The organism is Vibrio nigripulchritudo, from assembly GCF_027924785.1.
Lineage (GTDB): Bacteria > Pseudomonadota > Gammaproteobacteria > Enterobacterales > Vibrionaceae > Vibrio > Vibrio nigripulchritudo.
Map to the genome: position 1 here is coordinate 2,543,991 of NZ_AP027049.1, position 23,010 is coordinate 2,567,000.

The window sequence follows — 23,010 nt, forward strand, 5'->3', positions numbered from 1 at the left end:
GACAAATAACCGAAGAGCCGAGTACTTTTACTAAGATTTACATGTAAAAAAACCAGCAGGCGCGAACCTGCTGGCTTTTGAAAAGATTGATTTACTGTGATTAGCGCTCTTTAGTGTATGGCTTAGCAATCGCTTTAGGTGCGATAGCCTTGCCAATAAAGCCAGCAAGAAGAACCACGGTAAGTACGTATGGCAGAGCAGAGAACACCTGAGTTGGAAGAACACCAACTAACGGCACCTCGACACCTTGCATACGTGTTTCAAGGGCAGACAGGAATCCAAACAGCAGACAGGCAAAGAATGCCGCTTTCGGATGCCATTTACCGAAGATCACGGCTGCCAGTGCGATATAGCCCTGACCAGCGGTCATCTCTTTACCAAACCCTGCATTCTGAGCAGTAGAAAGGTACGCACCTGCAAGTCCACATAGGACACCGGTTACCATAACTGCACGAAAACGCAGAGAGTACACAGAGATACCTGCTGTATCTACAGCGTTCGGTTCTTCACCTACCGCACGGACACGAAGCCCAAATCGAGTTCTGAACAACACCCACCAAGTCGCAAACACAGCAACAAACGCAAGATAAACCAGAATGTTGTGGCCTGAAATCAGCTCTGAGTAAATAGGTCCAAGAACAGGAATGTTTTCCCCCAACCACTCTGCTCCTGGCAGGTCAATCGGCAGGAAACGCTGCTCATTTAACAAAGTCGGTGTCTGACCACCGCGTGAGAACCACGCATGCCCAAGCGTAATCGTCATACCGGAGGCAAAGAAGTTAATCGCCAGCCCTGAAATGATCTGGTCACCTTTCTGAACGATTGAAGCGTAGCCATGCACCAAAGACAGCAAAACGGATGCAGCAATACCTGCTAGCAAGCCTAACCAAGGAGAACCAACGGCATAGGCGGTTGCCGCTGCAACAAAGGCAGAAAACAGCATTTTGCCTTCAAGACCGATGTCGGCAATACCAGAACGTTCCGAGAATATCCCTGCCATCGCAGCAAAAATAAGTGGAATAGCCAAACGAATGGTTGAGTCGAAAGTGGACAATAGCCAGTTAAATATTTCCATCGTCGCACCTCCTATGCTTTCGCTTGACGAGTGAAGAGTTTTTCAACAGGTTCGCGAATTAACCTGTCCATCGCACCAGTGAAGAAGATCACCAAACCCTGAATAACCATGATCAGCTCTGGGTTGAGGCTCGGCATCTCAAACTGGAGTTCTGTTCCCCCCTGATACAGGGCGCCAAACAGAATCGCAGCGATAATGATTCCTACCGGGTGGTTGCGCCCCATCAAGGCAACGGCAATACCAATAAAGCCAAATCCACCAGTGAAGTTCAGAATCAGACGGTTGTGCGCACCAAACACTTCATTCACTGCCATCATGCCTGCCAGCGCGCCAGAAATGGTCATGGCAATAATGATGATCTTCTTGGCATTAATACCTGCGTATTCCGCAGCCGAAGCATTCTGCCCCACAACTCGAATGGCATATCCCAGACGAGAACGGAAAAGCAGCAACCAAACCAGCCAAGCCATTACCAGAGCAATAAGCAAAGACGGGTTAAGAAGAGAGAATGGCAGTTCAAACCCGTGAGCGGCTCCCCATTCGTGCAGTTTAGGGAATACGGCTTCTGGGTTGAAGTAGCGGGAATCCGTTGAGTTACCACCGTATTTGGCAATGTGTTCCACCAAAGCGTAACCCATGACAGAAAACGCAATAAAGTTGAACATGATCGTAGTTACAACAATGTGAGAACCGCGTTTTGCCTGCAGATAACCTGGTACCGCGCCCCATAGCGCACCGAATGCAGCAGCAACAATAATAGCCAGTGGCGCCATTAACCAAACCGACAAGATGCCGTCTAGTAGCAGCATCAAAATACCGATACCCAAACCAGCGATATACGCCTGACCTTCACCACCGATGTTGAACAGCCCGGCATGAAACGCAACTGCAACCGCCAAGCCAGTGAAGATAAAGTTCGTTGAGTAATACAAGGTATTGCTCAAACCACCGTATTCAAGGTTGGTTGCCCCCTGAATCATTACAGAGAAAGCCGCTACCGGGCTTTCACCGACCAGTAAAACCACAAGGCTTGATACCACTAACGCCAAAACAAGTTGGAGAAACGGGACTAAAGCCACATTTACCCATGCGGGTACGGTTTTGTTCATTGTACTTCTCCTTCTGCACTGGCATTGGCCATCAGCAGACCAAGTCCTTTCTCATCCGTTTCACTTGCTTTTACTTCACCGGAAATCTCGCCGTCTACCATCACGATAATGCGATCAGACAGAGACATAATTTCGTCCAGTTCAGTTGAAACGAGAAGTACCGCAGCGCCGTTGTCACGAGCTGCAATGATGTTTTTATGGATAAACTCAATCGCCCCGATGTCTACCCCACGGGTAGGCTGCCCAACCAGAATGACATCTGGGTGCTTCAGCATTTCGCGAGCAATGATCAGCTTCTGCTGGTTACCACCAGAGAAGTTAGCGCTTTTAAGATTCGGATCGACGGGTCTGACATCATACTGCTCCATCATGTCGCGCGTGGCACCATCAATGGCAGACAAATCAAGAAGCTTCGCTCCATATTCATCGTTATGATGGAAGCCCAAAATCGCGTTTTCTGAAGCAGGCATCGTTTTCACTAAGCCTTGTTTAATTCGGTCTTCAGGGATATGACCAATGCTCAGTTCACGCATCAGAGCGGCATCACGGGATGTCGACGCACTGAAGGTTTTAGAACCTTGAGAAGTGGTCACCTTAGTTTCACCTTCCTGCGGTACTAACGTACCAGCCAGAACGTGCAACAACTCGGACTGACCATTACCAGATACCCCAGCAACACCCAGTATTTCACCGGCTTTCACTTCAAAGTTCAGATTTTTGAGTCGTTTGACGCCTCGATCATCGAAGTAACTGACATTGTTCACTTCAATGCGTGTTTCCTGCGGCGCTGCTTCTGATTTGTCGACGTTAAGAAGCACTTTTCGACCAACCATCAGCTCTGCCAACTCTTGAGGGTTGGTTTCCGATGTTTGACGATGCGCGACCATTTCACCTGCTCGCATTACAGAAACACTGTCGGTTACTGACATGATTTCTTTCAGCTTATGGGTGATAAGGATAATGGTCACGCCCTGCTCTTTCAGGGTTTTCAGGATGTCGAATAACTGCTCCGTTTCTTGCGGAGTCAGTACCCCTGTGGGTTCATCCAAGATCAAGATTCTTGCCCCTCGATACAGGGCTTTCAGAATCTCTACACGCTGCTGTAAACCTACAGGTAAATCAGACACCAAAGCATGGTTGTCTACATCCAGACCATACTTGGTTTCAATTTCATGCAATGCTCTTTCAGCATCTTTTGTACTGTGAGAAATCAGGCTGTGACTTTCCGCCCCAAGCATAATATTTTCAAGCACGGTAAAGGTTTCCACTAACATAAAGTGCTGGTGGACCATACCGATACCCAAATCGATAGCATCTTGAGAGTTTTTGATGGCAACTTGCTTTCCATCCACGTGAATGGAACCGGAATCTGCTTCGTAAAAGCCATACAAGATCGACATTAGAGTCGACTTGCCTGCACCATTTTCCCCCACGATGCCGTGAATGGTGCCCGGCTGGACAGCAAAATTAATATCTTTGTTTGCCCAAACCGCGCCAAAGCGCTTATTAACGAGTTTTAACTCAATGGCAGGACTGCTCATTCTCTCTCCCTGAGTGACTGAATGAATCGGAAACTAACGTTGGCTCGTGACTCGATAAGCCAGATTCTGTTATCTACGGTTGTATAAACCCCAGCAATGACAAATTCGTGGATTTACCGGGCTAATACGCAATTCATTGAAACGGCTTGACGAAAATCTCTTATTTTGAATGCAGCCATTTAACGCGAATTAGCTTAGTCATCGGTATCTGTCAGACTACTGCTGAAATATAGTCAATGAACCTGATTTTGGGTAATACAGGTTATTGCTTGCTTCTAAGATCTGTCGTCCTAATCAATTCGATAGATCTCAGCTTTTATGCCCAATCTATTGGGTCTGAAAATAAAAAACCGGACACAGTTTAGCCATGTCCGGCATTACTACTTACGTAATTAGTATGTACAAGCGCTGTTTGAGAAGTAGTCGTGAACCACTACTTTACCCGCGATAATGTCATCACGGATTTTCTCGATCTTGTTTGCCATGTCTGGCGTGATAAGGGTTGCGTTGTGCTCATCAAGTGCCCAAGCAACACCTTCTTCTTTAAGACCTAGAGACTGAACGCCAGAAGTGAAAGTACCAGCTTTCGCATCCATGAATGCATCTTTCACCGCTACGTCTACACGCTTAACCATAGAAGTCAGCATTACGCCTGGGTGTAGGTAGTTCTGGTTTGAATCAACACCGATTGCGTATTTCTTTTCATCAACTGCTGCCTGGTATACACCGACACCAGTACCACCAGCTGCTGCGTATACAACGTCAACACCCTGGTCGAACTGAGACTTAGCCAGCTCTGCACCTTTTGTTGGGTTGTTCCATGCCGCAGGCGTAGAACCTGTCATGTTCTGAACAACTTTAGTGCTTTTATCGATGTACTTCGCGCCTTGCTCGTAACCACAAGCAAATTTACGAATCAGAGGAATGTCCATGCCGCCAACGAAGCCAACAGCATTTGAATCACTCTTCAGCGCCGCTAGTGCACCAACTAGGAAGGAACCTTCATGTTCTTTAAATACAACACTACGAACGTTAGGAAGATCTACAACTGAATCAATGATAACGAAGTTAGTTCTTGGGAACTGCTTCGCTACTTTTTCAACGATTGGCGCTTGCTGGAAACCAACAGCAACGATTGGGTCAAAGCCGCGCTGAGCCATGCGAAGCATCGCTTGCTCACGTTGAGCTTCGTTAGTGATTTCAAACTCACCGTACTCAATCCCCGTGTCCTTCTTAAATGCTTCCGCACCGTTGTAAGCCGCTTGGTTGAAAGATTTATCGAATTTACCACCCATATCAAAGATAACTGATGGTTTAAAATCATCTGCTTGTGCTGCAAAAGCTGCCAACCCAAGCGCTACACCTACCGCGACTGACTTAAAGGTCATCATCCAATTTCTCCATGTCATTTGGTATCAAAGTAGTAAAAGTTAGCACCTATCCCTCACGAGCAGTGTAATTATCGCTCGTTTTTTTACAGATTCTTGACATGATTCACGACTGTGATGAAGAACATATTCAATTCGAACAATAGTTAATCGTTTGCATCTTTAAATTGAGCACAATTCTTGTATACAAAGTGAACTTTTTGTTTAAATTTCGTATGCGAAGTTAAGAAATTTCACAAGGAAAACAGAAGTTAAACCGAGCTCCGTCCGGTGAGTTTATCAGTTCAATTCGACCTTTGAGATATTGAGTAACTAAAATATAGGCGACGTGTAATCCGAGCCCGACAAATCCCTGACCACGTTCAGTTGTGATAAAAGGCTCAAAAAGCGTGTGTTCAACTTCTGCAGAAACGCCTTTCCCGTCATCCGAGTATTCCACCTCTAATTCGCCATTTTGATGCCTTACTTTTAACCATACCTGCCCTGAATTACTGCCAGAAAACCCGTGATGGTACGTATTCAAAACAAGCTTTTGCAAAACGTCATGAACAATCCAGGTATTGAGCTTCACGGTGAGCGTCGGATCGCACTCGATATTGAACTTAGTTTCGATACTCTGTGTGGTGGAAACCGATTCAATCCCTTCCGAGAGAAAGCGACCAACATTCACAGGCTGAACCTTGGTTTCAGCACCTGCTGCATCCAGCTCTCGGAAAGAATCTATTAAACGGGTCTGTTTAGACGTGTTGTTGAGACCTATGGTGGTGAAATCGCGGATCGACTCTAGGGTAGAAATCATGTTGTTTTTTGAGAGCGCCCCACTCTCAATGCTATTTTCTAATGTTGCGACCGTGTCACGAATCGCAGAAAACGTACTGATGCAATTACCTATTGGCGTATTCATTTCATGAGCGACGCCAGATACAAGTTTCGCGAGCGACGCCATCTTCTCAGATTCCACCAGCATATTTTGAGTGTTGCGAAGCTGGTCCAGAGCATCTGACTTTTCCTGAACCAGACGTTCCAGCTCGCGCTTGGACTGACTGATGCTCAAGTGGTTTTGCACCCGAGCAATCAACTCTTTCTTCTGGAAAGGCTTGCTGATGTAATCCACAGCGCCGGAAGAAAATGCCTTTTCTTTCGCATCCTGATCCGTCAGTGCAGTGAGGAAAATGATAGGAATATCCACATACTCTGGGTTTCCGTTCAGAATTTGGCAAACCTCAAAGCCATTCATTTCCGGCATATTTACATCCAGAAGAATAAGAGAGGGCTTAATTCTTTCTACGCGACTCAATGCGGTTTTACCGTTGTTTGCCGTCGCGATTTTGTATCCTAGCTCACGAAGAAATCCGGACGCGACCCCGAGGTTAGAAGGGCTGTCATCCACGATAAGAATAGAGATTTCATGGTTGCTCATTGACGTAATCATCCACCATGTCGATTATTTTCTGATCGTCGAATTCATGTGCAAACTTGACGACACGCTCGGTAAATTCTGGAAAATCGGTTGAAAGGGGGTGCATCAGCTCTTGAATATCATCGATGTAGCCGTCAACCGCTAATGCACGGATTTTAGTTAGGATTTCCCCACCTGGTACTCGAATTTCCCCTTCTACTTCAGCAGGTTGTGACTGTAATGCAACTGCACTATTAGCAACTCCATTAACTCTAGTATAGGCAAGGAATTTCTTAAGCTCCTCCGTCAGGCTATCTTTATCTACGGGTTTTGTTATGTAGCCCTCACAGTGCTGGATATAAGTGTCCAGTGAATCCGACAAAGCCGATGCAGTCACAGCAATGATAGGAATATCTTTGAAGCGGGGATCATTCTTGAGCTTTTCAGATGCTTCACGCCCATCCATGTTGGGCATTTTAATGTCCATCAGAATGAGGTCGGGAACAAACCTTTCTACCCGCTCCAGTACCTGTAACCCATCGTCTGCGTAATCGAGAGAAAACGGAGAATCCGACAGGAATTGTGCCAGAATTTCCTGGTTGTAATCGACATCATCGGCAATCAGGATTTTCGCTGGTTCAAACGCCACTTTCTGGTTCGGGCTGTGTTCACCTGAATCCTGTTCAACTTCCTGAGCACTCTTAACAATAGGAAGCGTAACGCTAAAGGTGGTTCCAACTCCAAACTCACTCTTCACGCTGATTTGACCGCCCATCAGTTCAATAATCTGTCTGCTGATGGCAAGTCCAAGCCCTGTGCCTCCAAAGCGGCTTTCAGTGGCTTCCGCCTGCTCGAAGGAGCCGAAGATCTTACCTATCTGATCTTCTCTAATACCGATACCTGTATCTTCTACATCAAATTCGAGTCGGAAATCGTTATCCACAGATATGGCGCGGGACGTCACCTTAACGTACCCCTGCTCAGTGAATTTTACGGCATTACCGATAAGGTTAATGAATACCTGACGCAAGCGGTTTTCGTCTAGCAACAGGCTTTCTGGCATCCCTTTTTCTATTTCATAAATCAGTGCGAGGTTACTGCTGGTTGCCTTATGTTCAAACATGTCGTGCAGTTCTTCGAACATTTTGGGAACCGACGTCGCCGCCATGTGGAATTCCAGTTTGCCCGCTTCTACTTTCGATAGATCCAGCACGTCATTGATCAGATGAAGTAGCGCCTTACCGGACGTTCTGATTTTATTGATAAAGTTGAGTTTTTTCGGATTGGTCTCTTCTGAATAGAGAATTTCAGAAAACCCGAGAATCGCATTCATGGGCGTGCGAATTTCGTGGGACATGTTCGCCAGAAACTCCGACTTCGCCTGATTGGCTTTCTCTGCCCCTTCTTTGGCTTTTTCCATTTCACCCACGGCATGCCGAAGCTCTTCTGTGCGCTGCATAACGCGATCTTCCAGCTCTTCATTCAGTTTACGAACTTTCCGCTCTGCCACATCCCGTTCCTGAATTTTCAGGTTCAGTTCGGTAATGTTGTCTTTGATTGCGCTTTGCATGAAGTAGAAGTTTCGCGCCAGCTCGCCAAACTCATCACGGCGGCTAATGTTGATTTTATGATTGATGTTGCCGTTCGCAATGGCGCTGAAATCTTTGATGAGCTGCGAAATGGGTTCAATGAAAGAGCGCGCCATCAGAATGGCAATGGCTACGGCGAGTAATACCAGAACCAGACCAGATAAAATGAGCAGTACTGCAACCCGCTTAGTAGCGTCTTCAATCACCTGCTGAGAAATCGATGTCACCAGATAGCCAAGAATGACACCTTTATCCCGAATGGTGGATGCCAGCCCAGTGTGTATCTGACCATCCACGTCCTGAAGTTCCATTAACTTCTTTGGCGTTCCGACTGGCACCTCGTCAGTGAGCACCCGGAACAGCTTAGAGCCATCAATTCGCTGGCGGTCTTCATCGTATAGCGTTATCTCTACACCGAGGTCGACTTCCTGAATCGCCAAATCGAAATCCCAGCTTCTCTGAAGAACCAGAATTCCACCGTTGTCGAGTTCAAAGCTGTAACTGATACCGATACTGCCGTCAGATAAGGTGGCGAGTTCTGTTCCCGCTGAACCGACAAACTTTTTCGGAAAGTTGAGGACTGGCGTGATCTCTTTCTTGCGCAAAAAGTTTCTTGCATCCCAGCTTATCAGGGTACTTTCATTAAGAATGATGCCGTCTAGCTCGGCATTGTATTGGGCATAAAGATAATTTACGCCTTCATCAAATACGGGGGCTTTGGAATTTGGGTCTGCTGGCAAGTAAATGGCATAACTGGTGATGTCATAAAGACGGGCAAACTCCAGTAGATACTCCCGAACGTCTGGATAAAAGGTCAAGACTCCTAAAAAGTCTTCAGCCGTGAATACACTTCCTCTTTCCACTCCCATTAAAAACTGAGTGGAACCGCTGTTGCGAAATGCTTCATATTGGCGGTGTATATGAGGAAAGTCGTCCAGTATGCGACGCTGAAGTGAACTAGTGGCATTGTGAAGACGCGCCTCATTCTGCCGGTTAATCTCGCTACGCATCAGGACATTGGACGCGACAATAGACAAGACTATCGTCAGCGCCACGAGCAATGGAGTGAATACAAAGAGTTTGGTCTTAAACGTCATTTAGCCTTCCAGCTACTTACCAGATTCTTGCGTAAAAAATGAGTCACGTTTTCTTGGTTTACGACAACTGCGCCGATGTTGACCACTTCGGGTAATAGCGTAATCCCTATGGTTGCAATATCACTGGCGACCGGAATATCGTTCTCCACCCGGCTGTGATAATCCTCCAGTAAAGAAACGGAGAGATAACTCATCATTGCTGTTTTCGCGACAATGGTGGAGTCGATGACCCCACTTTCGATAAATTCAAGCACGGTATCTTCACGGTCATGAACGACAATCGCCAACTCTTTGTCCATCAAACCTAACTGCCCGATAGCATTTCCGATTCCTACACCAGAACTGGAGTTCAGACCAATCAGCCCCGTAATTTCGGGGTTGTCCCGCAGCAATTGCATGGTGACCTGACTTGCCTGATCCGTGTTGGTTTTGTCATCTACCTCGGCGACAATTTCCCACTCGCTTCCTTTCAGCCCATCCATAACACCCTGACGTTTCAATGCTGTGTTACTGGCTTGGTTTAATACCAGCCCGAGCTTGCCTTTGCTACCACCAATGCGAAGCAGCTCTTTGGCGGTAAGCAGACCGGCCTGATAATTGTCTAAACCGATGTAGGTATTCGCATTGTGATCATCAGGCGCAGCTTCTATCGCAATGACCTTTATCCCTTTCTTACGCGCCTCTACAATGAGCGGTACCACTTTGTCGACCCACAAGGGCACGATGATGCCATCTGGGTTTGCTGCAATGGCGGTTTCCATCGCTTTATATTGGGCATCCCAATCCGGACCTTGTGGTCCTAGAGTGGCAATATTGACGTCGAGTTTCTGGCTGGCGTACTTGAAACCAAGTTTGATATCACGCACGTAAGGATGAGCTAAAAACGCACCTACGAAGTAGTACGTTCTCTTTTCGGTTTTCTCGGCTATTGCACTGGGTACCAGACACAAAACCAGCAAAACCGGGGCTACAAAAAGGCGCACAATGACTCGCCTCAAGGTTGAAGTAAGCATAGGAAGTTCCATCTCAATCACACTTTTTATTGAGTATAGACAGTCCTTTTAACTTTTGTGGAACAGGTCAATAGATTGAATCAATGAGCTATTAAAGAAAAAGCCCACCTTGTTCAGGTGGGCTTTGAAATTGATATTACGAATCGAGGTTATTTAATAATACCCGCTTCTTTGTAGTATTTTTCTGCACCCGCATGAAGTGGTGCGGAAAGACCGTCTTTCGCCATTTCTTCTTTCTTCAGGTTGTTGAAAGCTGGGTGAAGACGCTTAAATGTGTCAAAGTTTTCAAACACTGATTTTACGATTTCGTACACCACTTTGTCTTTCACAGCAGTCGAGCTTACGAACGTTGCACCCACACCAAACGTAGTCACATCCTGGTCGTTACCGCGGTACATGCCACCTGGGATAGTTGCTACACGGTAGAAGCTGTTGTCTTGAATCAGCTTGTCTACAGCCGCGCCACTTACTTCTACAATCACACTGTCACAAGAAGTTGTCGCTTCTTTAATTGCACCACTTGGGTGACCAACGGTGTAAATCATCGCATCAATTTTGTTGTCACACAGTGCTTTAGACTGCTCAGACGCTTTCAGCTCCGAAGCCAGTTTAAAGTCTTTCATTGTCCAGCCAAGTTCGCCCATCAGCACTTCCATGGTTCCGCGCTGACCAGAGCCCGGGTTACCAATGTTGACACGCTTGCCTTTCAGGTCTTCAAACTTTTTGATACCACTGTCTGCACGAGCAACCACGGTAAACGGTTCTGGGTGAACAGAGAACACAGCACGAAGATCTTTAAATGGTCCTTTGTCTTCAAATTTGCTTGAACCGTTGTATGCATGGTATTGCCAGTCTGACTGAGCGATACCTAAATCCAGTTCACCAGCACGAATTGTGTTGATGTTGTACACCGAACCACCCGTACTCTCTACAGAACAGCGGATGCCATGATCTTTACGCCCTTTGTTTACCAGACGGCAAATAGCACCTCCAGTTGGGTAATAAACACCAGTAACACCACCCGTACCGATAGTTACGAAGTCGTCTGCAGCGTTAGCAGATGCCGCCATACCTAATGCGCCACTCAGCCCCATCACAACACAAGCCGTTTTAAAGAACGTCATATCCCTTTCCTTCTGTTGATTTGCATGCAACACACATGCGTCTTGTCTCTGGAAACATAGTTCCGTTTACGTCAGTTTTACAACTTTAACAAATACCACACTCTATATGAGGATGCGAAATTTTCATCTTAAAACATGAAGTTATTCGCTACTTCTCAATTTTGACTCAAACTGTTCAGAAGGTATCACGCTAAGGTTAAGCGCCTTTGCCTGACGAACAAGTTGAGTTACCTGATATTCGTTCCCCGGAGACATTTCTCCATTTGGTAAAAAATGGTTATTTTCAAATCCGACCCTAGCGTCCCCACCCAATAACATAGCAGACAAAAGGCATTGCTGTTCCATTGGACCAAACGCACAAGCCCCCCAACGAATACCTGAACTCATCAGTTCAGGAGTCAGGAGCGGGAGTAAATCTTTAGGGTGGGATTGTAAGCCTTTCGAATATCGCCCCAACACCAATAGCAAATGTTGATTGGTTGCAGGGATAACGCCGCTTTCAAGAAGCCGGAAATAACGGGCAAGATCATTCGGGTCATAGACAATCCACTGAACCAGAATGTTCTGACCATTCACAAGGCGGAAAAAGTCTCTGGCGGTTGGTTCGGCTTTGCTATCAGGAATAAGCTCTTTGACTGCGCAGGAAACCGCAGGAGGACGAACTTTTTCAATCAGCATCATCTGTTCATAGGGAGTGTATTGCCCTACAGCTTCTGTTGTCAGTTGAATCAGAATATCTTTGCCGGCTTCTGCTAACAGCTCTTCCAGCAAAGCAGCATTTTCCCGAATACCCAAGGTATATTGCCCATCAGAGGTTCTGGCGTGAACGTGCGCCATTGCAGCTCCGGCAGCCTGACAAGCTTTAACATCCTGAACAATTTCATCAATAGAAACGGGTAATGCTAAGTGGTCTTTCTTCTGTTTTCTGGCACCATTCGGAGCAACAATTATGGCTGGCATACCAGTTCCTCAGCAAAGAGGGCTTCTAACGTTGCCTCCAACCTATCTACCAGCTCAAATACCTGCTCATCCGACATGATAAAGTGAGGCGCGAGTAATACATGGTGCCCATTTTGTCCGTCTATGGTTCCTTTCATTGGGTAACACATCAACCCTTTTTCCATCGCTGTTGCTTTGACTTTTTTCTCTAGCTGGCTAGACGGCGAAAAAGGAGTCTTTGTGGCTTTTTCTTCCACCAGTTCAAGACCGATAAACAGCCCGCGCCCGCGGATATCTCCAACGTTAGGGTGATGGTCAAATCGGGTCCTCAACTCTTTGAACAGCTTTTCACTCAATGAATTTACCCGCTTGAGGTAATGACCATCAACGATCTCTGTAACGGTTGCCAATGCAGAGGCACAAGCCATGGGGTGCGCGTTAAAGGTGTGACCGTGCTGAAAGTACCCCGTCCCCAGTGCAATTGTCTGATATATTTTCGAACTCACTACAGTCGCACCAATCGGCTGGTAACCTCCCCCTAACCCTTTAGCAATCGTCACCATATCCGGCACAATGCCCTCTTGTTCGAATGCGTAAAAACTGCCTGTTCTTCCAACGCCACACATCACTTCATCTAAAATCAGCAGCACATCGTATTTGTCGCAGATTTCCCGAATTCGTTTGAAATAACCTTCAACCGGAGCAAGCGAACCTGCGGTGGCTCCCACGACGGTTTCAGCCACAAAAGCCATCACGTTATCAGCACCAACGCCCAACAGAGTCTGTTCCAGCTCGTTGGCAACTCGCTGACCATACTCAAATTCGGTTTCGTCCGTTTTTTTATCTCGATAAGGATAACAAGGCGAGATGTGATGAGTAGCTTTAAGTAAAGGTCTGAAAGGAGCACGTCTCCATTCGTTTCCACCAACCGACAATGCCCCCAGTGTGTTGCCGTGATAGCTTTGCCTGCGGGCAATAAACTGGGACTTGCTCTCTTTTCCTTGCTCAAGGAAATATTGGCGAGCCAGCTTAAGAGCAGACTCTACCGCCTCCGAACCTCCACTAACCAGATACACATGATTAAGAGGTTCAGGGCTCAGTTGGACCAGCTTCTCGGCGAGTTTTTCCGCCACTTCAGTGGTGAAAAAACCGCTGTGAACAAAAGGCAACGAGTCAAGCTGCTGAGAAATTGCCTGCTTAATGACTGGGTTGTTATGACCTAAATTAGACACCGCTGCACCTCCACAGGCGTCGAAGTAACGTTTACCTGCCTGATCGAACAGATAAACGCCTTCGCCTCGCTGCGCGACAGGCGGCTGGTGGTGACAGTGGCGATGGATAAGCTGAGTCATAACACTCGTCCTCTTGGGCGGTTAATATGTAACCAAGATATCGCTTTGTATTTTATCAACAAGCGAATTATTCTCAGAGGTATGAGCATATGGAATACCCTCCCGATATGGATTTGGGTAAAGAAAAGAGAGATCGTCAATGGAACTGACTAAGCACTTACCCTCAAGTCGATCGCTACAAGCCTTTATTGTTGCGGCGCGCTGCCTGAGCTTTTCTGAAGCTGCAAAGCAGCTTCACATCACTCAGGGAGCAATCAGTAAACAAATCCAATCTTTAGAATCTCAACTCGGACAGGCACTTTTCATCCGTAATGGAAACGGGTTACAGCTTACCGAAGCTGGTAATTTGTACCTGACTAAAGTAGTCCCTGGTCTCGAAGCCATTCAGGCTGCCAGTGCCGAAATTCAGCAGTCTCAGTCAGACACCAGTACCCTGCATTTGAATATCTCTCCCTCTGTCGCCAACCTTTGGCTTTTGCCGGAGATTCATGATTTTCTGACCGAAAACCCAACTATTCGGCTATCTGTAAATACTGGAGATGGTCGCTTGCCTAAGGGAGGAAACGATGCAGACATGTCAATCCGATGCTTACCGATTGCCAAGCATTATGAGCATTCGGAATGGCTATTTAGAGAAAAGCTCATACTGGTCGCTCACCCTTCGCTGAAAAATCTAAGATCAGTAGAGGAAGTTTTTCGTCAGCCGCTTTTACCTCAATCGACCCGTCCACAACTTTGGGAACTGATGTTCAGGCAATATCAAATTGAATTCACCCCGAATTACTACCCCGTCGCGTACGAGCACTTTTACATGTCGATTCCCCTGCTACAAAGAGGCTGTGGAGTCGCATTACTGCCTGAATTTATAGTGAAAAAAGAATTGGAGGCTGGAAGGTTGGTAAATCCGCTTGGACTGAATTTTGAGAGCCCGTATGGCTACTATCTGATATGCCCAAGCTACAAACTCAGCGAGCAAAATGTTTCAGCATTTGTTCGGTGGATTCATTCACTCATAGCTCACATCTGAGTGAAATAAAAATCATCCAGCGAATTTTTATGCCTGAATGTTCATTTTTTATGTAAAGATCAACATTGCGTACCATTTAGTTTCATATCAATTACAGTCATTGTTTCCAATGATCCAAGTATGTAAATAATTTCTCTTTACCGCATTACACGCCGATATAGTTAATTTAAGACTCACCGTAAATGAGTGGGTTGATTATAAAAACCAGTGTAAATCGGATGAAGCGAAGACTCTCACCGTTTACACGGCAACTACGTCTATTGGCAGAGATTATGAGCATAACAACACGGCTTAAAGAGTGGGCATCGAATAATGTCCCCTTGGTATTTTCCATCCTCAGATTCATTCAACCGAATGTCATTTATAAAAACAATGCGGTGATAACCCGCTTCAAAGACGTTCAGGAAGCCCTTTCACGGCCAAACGAGCTGGGCGTTACTTATGCCGAAAAAATGCGAATTATTACCGATGGAAAAAACTTCTTCCTCGGTATGGATGATATTCCTGATTACACCCGAGACGTATCCAACATGCGGCTCGTGGCAAGAAGAGACGATTTAGAGAAAATCGTTAACCCGATGGCCGAGAAAATGGCTCGCGTCATTATGGAAAAAAGTTCTGGGCGCATTGAACTGGTTTCGAAGCTCACCAGTGTTGTACCGAGTCAGTTCACAGCAGAATACCTTGGCGTATCTGGCTTAGAGCCTAAGACCCTGTTTGACTGGACCTGTAACCTTTTTCAATACCTCTTCTATCCGGATTGCCCTAAAGAAGTTGAGGACGCCGCCATTCGCGATGCCGCGGAGCTTAGGGCTCACATCGATGAACTGATCAAACAGCGAAAACAACAACCTGAAAAAGACGATGTTCTTGGCAGGTGCCTGAAGCTTCAGGAATCCGGTACGCCCGGGATGACGGACATCGATATCCGAAATAACCTGATTGGTATTATCATCGGGCTTGTGCCAACCACATCAAAATGCGTCATACAGGTATTGGACTATCTGTTAGACAGACCCGAGCTGTACAAACAGGCACAACGCGCAGCACATCTGGACGATATGCATACGTTGCAACAGTTTGTGCTTGAAACACTCAGATTTACTCCGTTCGGAGCGGGGCTGCTCAGAACCGCTAACTGTGATTACACCATTGCCAAAGGGACTTGGCGCGCTAAAAAAATCAAAAAAGGAAGTCAGGTATTCGTCGCTACTCAGTCTGCCATGATGGATGGTCGTGATGTGAGTTCACCCAAATCCTTTAAGCTCGACAGACCAAGGCATATTTACATGCATTTTGGCTATGGAATGCACACCTGCTTCGGTCAGTACATCAACCTGATTCAGATACCTAACATTCTTAAAGCCATATTGAAGTGTGAACACGTTCAGCGAGCGGCAGGCAAGGAAGGTCAGGTGACTTATCGCCAGCCCTATCCCATTAGCCTCACGGTTACCCATGAGATTATGACCCGTCCCGCTGTTAAGACGAAACAAGAAAGCAAGGAAGCAGAACCATCAAAGGTCGCATAATGATACTCAGCTCTCGTTCTGCATATCGAAACAGGCAACGCAGCAGTGCCAAACTGAACGATTAAGCTACCTTCTATCTGGATAAAAAACACATTACAGGAACAAAGCATGTCAAATATTGCAGGAAAGGCGTATGCGATGAATGTGGTCACGCCAATTAAGTGGTACTGGCGCTGGCTCAACAAATTCATATTCTGGGCAGTCAACTCAAATGCCATGAGCTTGGTTGGCGCTTCTCTGAACGGTCTCCTCACCCTTTCTCTGATCCATTACGCGCGTTGGGCAATCGTAAAACCCAGTGAATTCCCACGCCTGTCGGAAGATCAGCCCAAAGAGACCATCAAGTACAGCTACATGTTTTTCTTCAGTAACTTTAATGGAAGCTGGGCACAATATGTGGACTCATTCCACAGCTCCATACCTTCAGGGCTGAATCTGTTCTGGTACAAGAATGTGAAATACCCGGGTTCTGTTCCTCTGCAACCTTTTCATGACTACATCACCTACAACCAGGTCTGGACCAATCACTACTACAGCGCTTACCCAATGGCGGCTTCTAATGATGTGAAGTCCGGTCAGCAGGTTCGTGATTCTCTGTCTGATTTCATTAAAAGCACACCTGCCAATGAAACTGCTGATGACTTTAAGAAGCGATATGAAGCACTCACGCTCGATCTGCAAGATCACATTGGCATGATGGCACCAGCCCCGATTGTCAGCCTGTCGGCAGACGCGGTAGAAAAACGTCTGGCACAAGCCAGCTGACAGGAGGAAAGTTTAATGGCAAATAAAAGCGGCAATGCCTACGGCCTGACGGTGTTAAGCCCGATCATTAACGGCTGCAAAAACGATACATCTTACGGAGCGCTATTAAGAGATCATCTGAACTCTCTCCCTTTGAATCGGTTTAGCCCGATGGCAAAAGTACCCAATACATATCTCGCCCGATTCTATGTTCTAGCAGACGTGTTTTATCAGGGTTACCCGGCTCGTGAAGAACATTTGCAATCCCAGTATCTGGTATTCAGTACTAACTTCTATGGCGATTTGGATTCCTATCTACATGATATGTGGCGCTGTGCAGAAGCGGATGTAAAAGCTATCTGGCAACATTGCGTTGCGTTTGATCAGGTCGATAGCGCTGAAAAATTTGTCGAATACATTAAGAAATGTCAGATAGACAACCAGCTTTTCTTTAATGGTTCAAACGATCTGTCTCTTAAAGCTCAGCTAAAAAGCCTCTATCTCAAGCAGGAGTTTTCGCGCTTTGTCTACGCCAATCAAGGCAGGAGCGCGGAAGAGCTGCAACAAGCATTTCATCAGTTTGTTCGTGCTATCGACATCGACAATCTCTCATCCCCTAGCTGGAGTGCAGGCGCAAGCAGTCTGGAAGAAGTCGCAGACACCGTGCACATCTATACCCAGCCAAGTACAAGCAACGAAACGACACCATCACTGGAGATCGAATAATGTCTCAAGACTCAACACCTACAAAGCTCGATCTGCATGATATTCAGGGAAACATCGTCAAAGGCTATGGTCGATACGGCTATCCATATGCGCGTTACCTTTTCCTCACCGTACGTAAAGAATCTGACGCCAGGCGATTTCTGAGGCAACTGACTGATCGCATTACATCATCTGTGCCATGGGGTCACATCGCGCCCAATCATGAGCCAGTTAAAAAGCCGTTGGCGACGACCAATATCGGTTTCACGTTCGCAGGTTTAAAAGCATTGGGTGTGCCACAGAAGTCACTTCAGACATTTCCTCAGGCTTTCGCCATGGGCATGCCAGCGAGAAAAGACATTTTGGGTGATGACTTAACCAGCAGTCCAGAGCACTGGGATCCTGTATGGGAAGATCCGCAAAAAGTACATATCTGGATGTCCATCAACGGTCAGACGCCAGAAGACGTGGAAATCCGTTACAAAGAATTGCTGCGGCTAATTGAAATTTGTGACGCTGGCGTCGCCCTGCTAACAGGGCATCGGGCTGACGACGGTCAGTTACTCCCTTATCAGGACGCTGCGGCATTGATTGAAAATGGCGATCCTACGCCAAAAGAACACTTTGGCTATGTCGATGGCATTAGCGATCCTTTCTTCAAAGGAACTGGCGCACCGCCAGAAAGAGTGCTGGGTGCAGGAAAACCAACGGGTGAAGACCCCGCAACAATGGAAGGCTGGGAGCCACTAGAAACAGGAGAGTTCATTCTTGGTCACCGAGATGAAGCTTTCGAATACCCCAAAGCTCCGATGCCCCCCATGCTGGGCAAAAATGGCACCTTTATGGTGTACAGAAAACTCCATCAGAACGTAGCTTCCTTTCATCAATACTGCGAAGAAGTCGGTAAAGATTTTGAAGGCGGTAAAGAAGCTTTGTCTGCCAAATTTGTGGGTCGATGGAAAAACGGAGCGCCGGTTACTTCTTTCCCTACAGAGAAACAAGCCGAGGAATTCGGGCGCGCTTATGAGGAAGCAAAGCAAAACCGGAAAGATAACCCGACACCAGAGAATATTCAGAAATACAACGACTTGAAGCGACAGTTAACGGCTTACAACTACGAGGATGATCTTAAAGGTTCTGGCTGCCCGATGGGCGCGCACGTTCGTAGGGCAAATCCAAGAGGCTCACTGGAATTCGGAGTGAAAGGTGCATTCAATACACCGGGAGCATTGGTCAACCGTAGGCGTATGCTGCGCAGAGGGCTTCCATACGGCAAGCAAGAAACCACTGCTACCGATTCTGGTAATCACGGCATCATCTTTATGGCACTTAATGCAGACATCGAGCGTCAGTTTGAGTTTGTACAGCAACAGTGGATGAACTACGGCAACGACTTCAAACTTTCCAACGAGAAAGACCCGATTATCGGCAATATGTCTGACAAACCCGGTGTCTCGACCGACGGAACCATGTCGATACAGGGCGACAAAAATACCGGGAAGAAACCTTTCTTCTGCTCTCATATCCCTCGGTTTGTAGAGACTCGAGGTGGTGACTATTTCTTTATTCCAAGCCTTACAGCACTTCGAATGATTGCTGATGGCATTGTCGATCCAACTTAAGCGCTGTTGAAAATGTGCAAATGATGACAAGGACGTCAGATGGCTGACCAGAGAACAAAGCATAACCATTACCTTCACCAGGTTGTACTACCGGAAGAATTGAAACACGTCTTGCAGCGCAAGGTAATAAACAGAGATGGTCGGGCAACCGAGCGTTCCCCCCGTTCGCTGCCCGATTTTGAGCAGACGCTGACTCCTTGCGAGCAGCGCTCTGCTCCTCTGAACCACGTGTTGAATAATCTGAAAGCACCAGAGCAGGAAGCAAGGTGGCAAGAAGACTCTAACGTTCTTCACCCTGGCTTGGTTGGTTTGTGTTTTTCTGGTGGTGGGATTCGCTCTGCGACATTTAACCTAGGAGTAATTCAAGGGTTAAAGAAAAGTGGCTTACTCAATTGTGTCGACTATTTATCTACCGTATCTGGTGGTGGCTACATGGGTGCAGCATTAGCCAGCACCATGTCGGGCGCTTCGTCTGACTCTCAGAACGCCGACAAAAAAGAGGAAGCGGTCAGCCAGCTGTTTACTCATCAACAAGGCGATGTCGAACCCAGTGAATTTCGCCATCTTCGAAATAACTCCAACTATATGGCACCCAACGGCGGACTGGATACGATTCGCGTACCCGCGATATTTTTGCGCGGGATTGTTCTGAACGCTCTGGTCGTTATGCCCTATCTGTTGATGTTTGCCATGTTAACCGCGATGTTAGTCGCTTCTCCGCTTGGGATTTACAGCAGCTACTCTGCCTGGCTTGGTCAATTGGGAGTAGGAACACTTTACCCAATAACCAAAACACTGATATTTGCTCTGGTTATCAACTATATCGTGTCCTCAATCACCACCCGATTCAGTGAAGCTTTGCCAGCTGAAAACCAGTCATGGCGTTGGAGAAACACCATTACTTATGCCATTGCTATCAATGTCGCCGCTGTTTTTGGCTCAGCCGTGATTGAAACTCAGCCACTGGCGCTCAGCGCCTATCAGAGTGTAGTGACCTGGAGTGTATCGCTTCAGCAGATGGGGTTAAGTGGTGTTGTTATTGCTGCTCTGTGCAGCCTTGTCCTTGCCAAAATTGTCTCTAACCTTAGCAAGGTCAGCAACCAACTCGTTGTAGGAATCATTGGTCTCTCGGCTGTATTCGCATGCTGGCTGGTCGTGTTAGATGTTGGCAGTGATTTGCTCTCTGGTCACACTAGCTATCAAGGTGTGATGGTATTGTGTGCGGTGTTACTGTTACTCAACCATTTCACTGGAAGCGCCAACTTCACAGCAGTCAACCGCTTTTACCGAGACCGTTTAAGCAAAGCATACATCTTCAGAAAAAGTGGACCTTCCCCCCACGCGCCGGTCGAACAGACAGACAATATCAAGTTATCGGAACTCGACAGCGATTTCACACCTTTTTCCATCATTAACTGCACGGTCAATACTGAACAAACCAATGATGCCTACAGGAAGGATCGCCACGGAGATAACTTTGTCTTCACCAAGTGCCACAGCGGCAGCAATCAGACAGGTTATTGTAAAACTGAAGATTTAGAAGCCACTCAGCCAAGCATAAATCTGGGGACAGCAACCGCAATATCTGGAGCCGCTGTTGCGCCAAACATGGGAAGAAACACGGTCAAAGCACTGACGTTCCTTCTGGCTATGCTCAATATTCGCTACGACTTCTGGGTTAAACACCCAAGTAAAGTCCGTCAGGCAGCATCCCAGAACCCGCTTCCCTTCTGGAAAAAGCTTTTGCAGACCAATCGGGTCGGACCCAGTTACTTCCTTCGCGAACTGGTAGGAAAGGTTGATACCAATCACCCATATATCAATCTGTCCGATGGTGGGCATTTTGAAAACCTCGGGCTCTATGAGCTGGTAAGACGCGAGTGCAGACTGATCATTGTTTCAGATGCGGAAACCGACCCCAGTTTTTCATTTTCCGGTCTTATGGACGCCATTCGTATGGTGCAAACCGACTTTGGAATAAAAATTTCCATGTCTGGGTTAGACAAAATTCGAGCTAAAGAAACCGCCTACGCCGTAGGGGAGATCGACTATCAAAACGGTCGCAAGGGTCAGATCCTCTATATCAAGTCCACCATGATTCAGTTTAAGGATGATGAATCGGCTCACTACCGAGGCTACTTCGACCATTATCGTTACATCGCTAATTACCAATCGAAAAACCCAGAATTTCCTAACCAGTCTTCCGGCGATCAATTCTTTGATGAAGCTCAGTTTGAAGCCTACCGGGCACTTGGTTATGAAGTTGCCAGTCAGGTGTTATTTACGTCTGAGTCATCAATTCAAGTACAACAAGATTCGTTCTCTGGAAGGCGAAGCGCATAAACTTATGGATAAGTAAAAGTGAATAATAAAACTTCAAACAACGTCACATTAAAAGCTCTGGCTTTAACCACTTTGATTTCGCCTGCTTTACTGCTTGCGCCCGTCAAAGTTCACGCCAATGGCTATCACTTTTTGCACCAAAGTGCAGAAGGCTTAGGCAGCGCCTATTCGACCAATGGAACCGCGGCAAACGATATCAGTGCCATGTTCTCTAACCCTTCTTCTATCGCCCGGTTCGACGGCACGCGCTTTTCTATTGGTGGGGTATTGGATATGCCGACGTCCAAGTTAAAAAATCCCGTCGCGACCGCGCCATACAGCAGTGGAACCGTTAGCGTAACGGGTTACCCTGCCGAACCAGAGCAACCTATCGACACTGCATACGGCAGTGCCTTGTATTTCACCCATGAATACCAACCAGGATTGGTGTTGGGAATCAGTGTGGGTGCACCTTACGCATATGTATCGGATTATCCAGACACCGCAGTGTCACGTTACACCGCAACGAAAACCGCCCTGTTCGCGTACAACGTCAGCCCGACTGTTGCCTGGCAACTGAATGACCAATGGTCTGTCGGGGCTTCCATCAACATGCAATATTACACAGTTGAACTGGGCACTATGGTTGCGACTTCTGTCACCTCTCCCAGTATCAGCACCGATGTAACCAGTACCATAACGGGTAAAGATCTCGCGTTTGGGTTCTCTTTGGGTACTGAATATCAGATGACCGAAGATACACGCTTCGGTTTATCTTACCGCTCCAAGATCTCTCATTCATTTGATGGTGACGTCGAGCTATCAGGAAGCGATACGAACTACGCCGCACTGGTATCAGCCGCATCGGCTCTGGGCGTCACTATTACCGGCAGAACTGGTAGTGCTCAATTTGATATCGCTACACCCTCAATGCTTCAAATCGGTGTTTTGCATAAGCTGAACGACAAGTTTGAACTGTATGGCAACGCCAACCGATTTGGCTGGAGCGCCTTTACCGATACAACGGTGACCTATGGTAATGGGCTTGCAGATACCGTTGTCGATAATAACTGGCACGACAGTTGGTTTGTCGCTGTTGGCATGGGCTACCAGTACAGTCAGGACATCAAACTGAGAACGGGTTTTGCCTACGACTGGAACCCCACACCAGCGGATGCAGTAAGCCCTCGTGCACCTAACAATGATCGCTGGAATGTTGGCTTAGGCATGAGCTACCAATACAGCGAACAAGTGAAACTGGACTTCGGATACCAGTTCATCAAATTTACGCCTGTCACCATCGACCTAGAAGGTGGAAACAACATTCCACGTGGGACTTTGTCGGCAGATCTAGATCTATACGCTCATATATTTATGGCGCAGTTTAACTATGCGTTCTGATTGTAGAACGCCCTAACTGCCAGGAGGAGTC

The 23,010-nt window shown here is 46.9% G+C and carries 17 protein-coding genes; 7 read left to right on the forward strand and 10 right to left on the reverse strand.

The genetic code is table 11. The annotated features are described in order from the left end of the window. Nucleotides 1–100: 100 nt before the first annotated feature. The 10 genes from QMG91_RS11595 to QMG91_RS11640 form a co-directional block, all read right to left on the reverse strand. Complete coding sequence (locus QMG91_RS11595) at nucleotides 101–1,075, reverse strand: ABC transporter permease (RefSeq protein ID WP_004399218.1); 975 nt, start codon at nucleotides 1,073–1,075, stop codon at nucleotides 101–103. Between the two features lie 11 nt (nucleotides 1,076–1,086). Further along, complete coding sequence (locus tag QMG91_RS11600; RefSeq protein WP_004399217.1) at nucleotides 1,087–2,184, reverse strand: ABC transporter permease; 1,098 nt, start codon at nucleotides 2,182–2,184, stop codon at nucleotides 1,087–1,089. Further along, nucleotides 2,181–3,725, reverse strand: a complete 1,545-nt coding sequence (locus QMG91_RS11605; RefSeq protein WP_004399216.1) for an ABC transporter ATP-binding protein — start codon at nucleotides 3,723–3,725, stop codon at nucleotides 2,181–2,183. Before QMG91_RS11605 ends, QMG91_RS11600 begins: the two co-directional genes overlap by 4 nt. Before the next feature lie 392 nt (nucleotides 3,726–4,117). Then, nucleotides 4,118–5,116, reverse strand: a complete 999-nt coding sequence (locus QMG91_RS11610; protein WP_004399215.1) for a BMP family lipoprotein — start codon at nucleotides 5,114–5,116, stop codon at nucleotides 4,118–4,120. A gap of 220 nt (nucleotides 5,117–5,336) precedes the next feature. Beyond that, the gene (locus QMG91_RS11615; protein WP_004399214.1) at nucleotides 5,337–6,533 is read right to left on the reverse strand and encodes a hybrid sensor histidine kinase/response regulator; all 1,197 of its coding nucleotides are present in this window, start codon (nucleotides 6,531–6,533) and stop codon (nucleotides 5,337–5,339) included. Next, nucleotides 6,520–9,198, reverse strand: coding sequence for an ATP-binding protein (locus QMG91_RS11620; protein WP_281826608.1), 2,679 nt, complete (start codon nucleotides 9,196–9,198; stop codon nucleotides 6,520–6,522). The genes QMG91_RS11615 and QMG91_RS11620 overlap by 14 nt, the downstream gene beginning before the upstream one ends. Further along, nucleotides 9,195–10,211: a substrate-binding domain-containing protein gene (locus QMG91_RS11625; RefSeq protein ID WP_281826609.1), complete on the reverse strand. Its 1,017-nt coding sequence runs from the start codon at nucleotides 10,209–10,211 to the stop codon at nucleotides 9,195–9,197. Before QMG91_RS11625 ends, QMG91_RS11620 begins: the two co-directional genes overlap by 4 nt. Nucleotides 10,212–10,360: 149 nt before the next feature. Next, on the reverse strand, nucleotides 10,361–11,305 hold the full coding sequence (locus tag QMG91_RS11630; RefSeq protein WP_045961621.1) for a TAXI family TRAP transporter solute-binding subunit: 945 nt from the start codon (nucleotides 11,303–11,305) through the stop codon (nucleotides 10,361–10,363). A gap of 171 nt (nucleotides 11,306–11,476) precedes the next feature. Beyond that, nucleotides 11,477–12,295, reverse strand: coding sequence for a beta-keto acid cleavage family enzyme (locus tag QMG91_RS11635; protein ID WP_281826611.1), 819 nt, complete (start codon nucleotides 12,293–12,295; stop codon nucleotides 11,477–11,479). Next, entirely contained in the window at nucleotides 12,283–13,626 is a 1,344-nt protein-coding gene (locus QMG91_RS11640; protein WP_281826613.1) for an aspartate aminotransferase family protein, read from the reverse strand. The genes QMG91_RS11635 and QMG91_RS11640 overlap by 13 nt, the downstream gene beginning before the upstream one ends. 139 nt (nucleotides 13,627–13,765) lie before the next feature. Here QMG91_RS11640 and QMG91_RS11645 point away from each other — a divergent pair, with 139 nt between their 5' ends. The 7 genes from QMG91_RS11645 (at nucleotide 13,766) to QMG91_RS11675 (ending at nucleotide 22,979) form a co-directional block, all read left to right on the forward strand. Beyond that, on the forward strand, nucleotides 13,766–14,653 hold the full coding sequence (locus QMG91_RS11645) for a LysR substrate-binding domain-containing protein (RefSeq protein WP_022590327.1): 888 nt from the start codon (nucleotides 13,766–13,768) through the stop codon (nucleotides 14,651–14,653). 272 nt (nucleotides 14,654–14,925) lie between these two features. Beyond that, nucleotides 14,926–16,185, forward strand: a complete 1,260-nt coding sequence (locus QMG91_RS11650) for a cytochrome P450 (protein WP_281826615.1) — start codon at nucleotides 14,926–14,928, stop codon at nucleotides 16,183–16,185. Between the two features lie 108 nt (nucleotides 16,186–16,293). Next, entirely contained in the window at nucleotides 16,294–16,950 is a 657-nt protein-coding gene (locus tag QMG91_RS11655) for a hypothetical protein (protein WP_281826617.1), read from the forward strand. A gap of 15 nt (nucleotides 16,951–16,965) precedes the next feature. Continuing rightward, nucleotides 16,966–17,655, forward strand: coding sequence for a hypothetical protein (locus QMG91_RS11660; RefSeq protein WP_022601361.1), 690 nt, complete (start codon nucleotides 16,966–16,968; stop codon nucleotides 17,653–17,655). Next, a complete protein-coding gene (locus QMG91_RS11665; RefSeq protein ID WP_281826620.1) occupies nucleotides 17,655–19,256 on the forward strand; it encodes a Dyp-type peroxidase in 1,602 nt (533 codons plus the stop codon). Before QMG91_RS11660 ends, QMG91_RS11665 begins: the two co-directional genes overlap by 1 nt. Nucleotides 19,257–19,295: 39 nt before the next feature. Then, nucleotides 19,296–21,599, forward strand: coding sequence for a patatin-like phospholipase family protein (locus tag QMG91_RS11670; protein ID WP_281826621.1), 2,304 nt, complete (start codon nucleotides 19,296–19,298; stop codon nucleotides 21,597–21,599). A gap of 18 nt (nucleotides 21,600–21,617) precedes the next feature. Next, a complete protein-coding gene (locus tag QMG91_RS11675; protein WP_281826623.1) occupies nucleotides 21,618–22,979 on the forward strand; it encodes an OmpP1/FadL family transporter in 1,362 nt (453 codons plus the stop codon). Nucleotides 22,980–23,010: the final 31 nt, after the last annotated feature.

Coding starts and splice junctions, on each gene's coding strand:
- QMG91_RS11595 (WP_004399218.1), bottom strand. CDS start 1,075: ATGGAAATATTTAACTGGCTATTGTCCACTTTCGACTCAACCATTCGT.
- QMG91_RS11600 (WP_004399217.1), bottom strand. CDS start 2,184: ATGAACAAAACCGTACCCGCATGGGTAAATGTGGCTTTAGTCCCGTTT.
- QMG91_RS11605 (WP_004399216.1), bottom strand. CDS start 3,725: ATGAGCAGTCCTGCCATTGAGTTAAAACTCGTTAATAAGCGCTTTGGC.
- QMG91_RS11610 (WP_004399215.1), bottom strand. CDS start 5,116: ATGATGACCTTTAAGTCAGTCGCGGTAGGTGTAGCGCTTGGGTTGGCA.
- QMG91_RS11615 (WP_004399214.1), bottom strand. CDS start 6,533: ATGAGCAACCATGAAATCTCTATTCTTATCGTGGATGACAGCCCTTCT.
- QMG91_RS11620 (WP_281826608.1), bottom strand. CDS start 9,198: ATGACGTTTAAGACCAAACTCTTTGTATTCACTCCATTGCTCGTGGCG.
- QMG91_RS11625 (WP_281826609.1), bottom strand. CDS start 10,211: ATGCTTACTTCAACCTTGAGGCGAGTCATTGTGCGCCTTTTTGTAGCC.
- QMG91_RS11630 (WP_045961621.1), bottom strand. CDS start 11,305: ATGGGGCTGAGTGGCGCATTAGGTATGGCGGCATCTGCTAACGCTGCA.
- QMG91_RS11635 (WP_281826611.1), bottom strand. CDS start 12,295: ATGCCAGCCATAATTGTTGCTCCGAATGGTGCCAGAAAACAGAAGAAA.
- QMG91_RS11640 (WP_281826613.1), bottom strand. CDS start 13,626: ATGACTCAGCTTATCCATCGCCACTGTCACCACCAGCCGCCTGTCGCG.
- QMG91_RS11645 (WP_022590327.1), top strand. CDS start 13,766: ATGGAACTGACTAAGCACTTACCCTCAAGTCGATCGCTACAAGCCTTT.
- QMG91_RS11650 (WP_281826615.1), top strand. CDS start 14,926: ATGAGCATAACAACACGGCTTAAAGAGTGGGCATCGAATAATGTCCCC.
- QMG91_RS11655 (WP_281826617.1), top strand. CDS start 16,294: ATGTCAAATATTGCAGGAAAGGCGTATGCGATGAATGTGGTCACGCCA.
- QMG91_RS11660 (WP_022601361.1), top strand. CDS start 16,966: ATGGCAAATAAAAGCGGCAATGCCTACGGCCTGACGGTGTTAAGCCCG.
- QMG91_RS11665 (WP_281826620.1), top strand. CDS start 17,655: ATGTCTCAAGACTCAACACCTACAAAGCTCGATCTGCATGATATTCAG.
- QMG91_RS11670 (WP_281826621.1), top strand. CDS start 19,296: ATGGCTGACCAGAGAACAAAGCATAACCATTACCTTCACCAGGTTGTA.